Annotated in this window: 5 protein-coding genes; 4 read left to right on the top strand and 1 reads right to left on the bottom strand. The window is 62.4% G+C overall.

All coding sequences use genetic code 11. From position 1 onward, the window contains the following. On the bottom strand, positions 1–499 hold a 499-nt coding region (locus Q0629_RS01275), incomplete at its 3' end, for an AAA family ATPase (protein WP_298777923.1). Positions 500–856: 357 nt separating this feature from the next. On the opposite strand from Q0629_RS01275, the gene infC reads away from it, so the two are divergent. The 4 genes from infC to Q0629_RS01255 all read left to right on the top strand — a co-directional run. Beyond that, positions 857–1,459, top strand: coding sequence for a translation initiation factor IF-3 (gene infC / locus Q0629_RS01270; RefSeq protein WP_298777921.1), 603 nt, complete (start codon positions 857–859; stop codon positions 1,457–1,459). A gap of 66 nt (positions 1,460–1,525) precedes the next feature. Continuing rightward, positions 1,526–1,726 (top strand): 50S ribosomal protein L35, encoded by a 201-nt coding sequence (gene rpmI, locus Q0629_RS01265; RefSeq protein WP_298777919.1) that lies wholly within the window; start codon positions 1,526–1,528, stop codon positions 1,724–1,726. A gap of 43 nt (positions 1,727–1,769) precedes the next feature. Then, positions 1,770–2,123, top strand: coding sequence for a 50S ribosomal protein L20 (gene rplT, locus Q0629_RS01260; RefSeq protein ID WP_298777917.1), 354 nt, complete (start codon positions 1,770–1,772; stop codon positions 2,121–2,123). Between the two features lie 143 nt (positions 2,124–2,266). Beyond that, on the top strand, positions 2,267–3,050 hold a 784-nt coding region (locus Q0629_RS01255), incomplete at its 3' end, for a phenylalanine--tRNA ligase subunit alpha (protein WP_298777916.1).

The following is a 3,050-nucleotide window of genomic DNA, read 5'->3' as shown; positions in this document are numbered from 1 at the left end:
CCTCCAGGTTCCCGATCTTGTCCAGGATGGGCTTGTCGTACTCGTCGATCAGGACGACCACAGGCCCGCCCTGCTTGTAGAGGGCCCGGATAAGCTCTTGAAACTTATCGCTGGGCTGCTGACTGGAGAGCGTCACGCCTGCATCTTCCGCCCTCCAGATCAACGCGCTGTTAAGGGACTCTTCAAACTGATCGATGTCCCTGACATTTATCATGCTCATGTCGAGCCGCAGCACGGGCGCGGGATGTTCCGCCTGCTCTGCGGCCCACGCCTCGACGGCAAGGCCGCGGAACAGCTCCGCCTTGCCACTGAACAGGGCATCAAGCGTCGAGAGCGTCAGCGACTTGCCGAACCGCCGAGGGCGGGACAGGAAGTACCGTCTCCCGCTTGAGATGATTTTCTGCAGCCGATGGGTCTTGTCCACATAGAGAAGCCCCTCCCGGCGCAGCATCTCGAAGCTCTGGATGCCTATGGGCAGAGTCTGAAGTCTTTCGTTCACCGTCTGTCACCTCTCCCCGATTGGTTTTTCATGACCTATTCTAGCAGAAGCAGGTAGTGTTTGAAAAAACAGCTCGGATTACAATTCATTTGCGTTTCTAGTTTGGGCCTCCGCGCCCACCCCCTTGTCCTTTGGCGCGGACTGTGCTATAGTTGCAGGACGAATTTCGTACGAAGCAGAGGTTGGCCCCTCTCGCCTGTTCGGCGTCCGCCCGGCGGACCGCTGGCGGGCTGCGAAGAACGCTTTTCAACCGGCGCGAGCCGGAGGCGGATTTCAACGGGAGATGGGCTGACGCTTGTCCCCCGTTTTTTATGGGCTGCGTCGGGCGGAACGATCACAGTGGAGGTGAGGCTCATATTGCCCAGAACGGATGAGGACGCGCCGCGTGTCAACGAGGAGATCACAGCGCCGAACGTGCTGCTGATAGACGAGAACGGGGTCAAGGTGGGGCAGACGGACACTCGTGAGGCCATACGTATGGCCGAGGAGAAGATGCTGGACCTGGTGGAGGTGGCCCCGCAGGCGAAGCCGCCCGTGTGCCGTATCATGGACTACGGCAAGTATCGCTACCAGCTCCAGAAGAAGGAGAAGGACGCCAGGAAGAAGCAGAAGGTCCAGGCCCTGAAGGAAATCAAGATGCGCCCGAAGATCGACGAGCACGACTTCGACTTCAAGATGAAGGCCATCCAGAACTTCCTTGCAGGGGGACATCGCGTCAAGGTTTCCGTGTTCTTCCGAGGGCGTGAGATGGCCTTTCTCAACCGCGGCGAGGACGTCTTGAACCGGGTCATTGCAGAGTGCGGTGAACTGGGCAAGTGTGAGGACTCCCCAAAGATGGAGGGGCGCTACATGCGCATCCTGGTGACGCCCACGCCCCAAGCTTCGGCCAAGGCGGGCGCCAAGGGCGCTGCGGAGGCAAAGAAGCCCGCTCCAGAGTCGGCCGAAGCCGCCGAGGCCTGATCATCGGCCGCCAAAAGGCGCGCCGCGGCCTCGAAAGACAGTCCTACGAGTGAGGAGAATGTTCTGATGCCTAAGATGAAACTGAAGTCGCACTCCGGTGCAAAGAAGCGCTTTTTCCGCACGGCGACCGGCAAGCTGGCCTATCGCAAGTCCGGCCGCTCCCACATCATGGTCCACAAGGGAGCCAAGCGCCTGCGTACCCTGCGCAAGACGGGCTACGTCACGGAAACGCTGATGGAGCAGATGAACCACCTGCTCCCCTACTAGGGACGTCCCGCTGTTCTTGTCCGTTTGAAAGGATTGATGACAAATGCGCGTTAAGGGTGCGTCGATCAGCAACAAGAAGAGGAAGAAGCTTTTTACCGTCACGAAGGGGTACTGGGGGCAGCACAAGCACGCCTACCGCCGCGCGCGGGAGGCCTACCTCGCCGCCCTGTCCCGAGCCTACAACGACCGCAAGCGCAAGAAGCGCGACTACCGTCGCCTGTGGATCACCCGCATCAGTGCCGCTGTGCGCTCCGAGGGCATGAGCTACAGCGTCTTCATGAACGGGCTGAAGCGGGCCGGAGTCGTCATGAACCGCAAGATGCTGTCCGAGCTGGCCATTCACGACATGGAGGCCTTCCGCTCCCTCGTGGGGCAGGCAAAGTCCGCCCTCAGGTAGGCCGTCGCCGCGGCTTGGGGCGATCGCGGCCCCGACTTTTTAAAGGCTGTCCCTGGGGTTCCCCGTCGCAGGCACGACGGGGGCCCCTTTTCGTTTTGTGCCGTCCTGAATGGGGCCGGCGTTCCGGAAGAGGCTGAGATATTGTGAACGACGAATTGATGAAGGGTATGCAGGAGGTGCGCGCCTCCTTTGAACGGGAGCTGGCCGACGCCTCCACGACGGAGGCGCTCGAGGAGGTCCGCGTGCGCTGCATGGGCAAGAAGGGCGCCCTGACGGCGCTCCTGCGCTCCCTTGGCAAGCTCTCCGCAGAGGAGAGGCCCGCGGCGGGACAGGACCTGAACGCCCTCCGCGACGAGATGGAGGAGAAGCTCTCCTCCCGCAGGCGCCAGCTGCGCGACGCGGAGAACGAGGCGCAGGAGGCGGGAGAACGCATCGACGTGACGCTGCCCTCCCGCGGCCGCCCGGCGGGGGCGTTTCACCCCGTGCTTCAAACCATGTACGAGATGGCGGAGATCATGGTGGGCCTGGGCTACTCCGTGGCCCTGGGTCCGGAGAAGGAGGAGGAGCACTACAACTTCGACTGCCTGAACATGCCCTCCTGGCACCCGGCCCGCGACATGCAGGACACGTTCTACTTCCCGGACGGCACGCTGCTGCGCACCCACACCTCGCCCGTCCAGGTGCGGTCCATGCTGAAGTACGGCGCTCCCCTGCGCATCGTCTGCCCCGGCAAGGTCTACCGCCGGGACAACGACCCGACCCACTCCCCCATGTTCAACCAGATGGAGGGCCTCCTGATCGACCGGGACGTGTCCTTCGCGGTCCTGAAGGGGACGATCGGGGCGGCGGTGAACGCCTTCTTTGGCCGTACTCTGAAGAACCGCTTCCGCGCCAGCTACTTTCCCTTCACGGAGCCCTCGATGGAGC

The organism is uncultured Fretibacterium sp. (assembly GCF_938030725.1).
In the GTDB taxonomy this organism is placed as follows: domain Bacteria; phylum Synergistota; class Synergistia; order Synergistales; family Aminobacteriaceae; genus Fretibacterium.
This window is presented reverse-complemented; position numbering and strand designations above follow the sequence as displayed.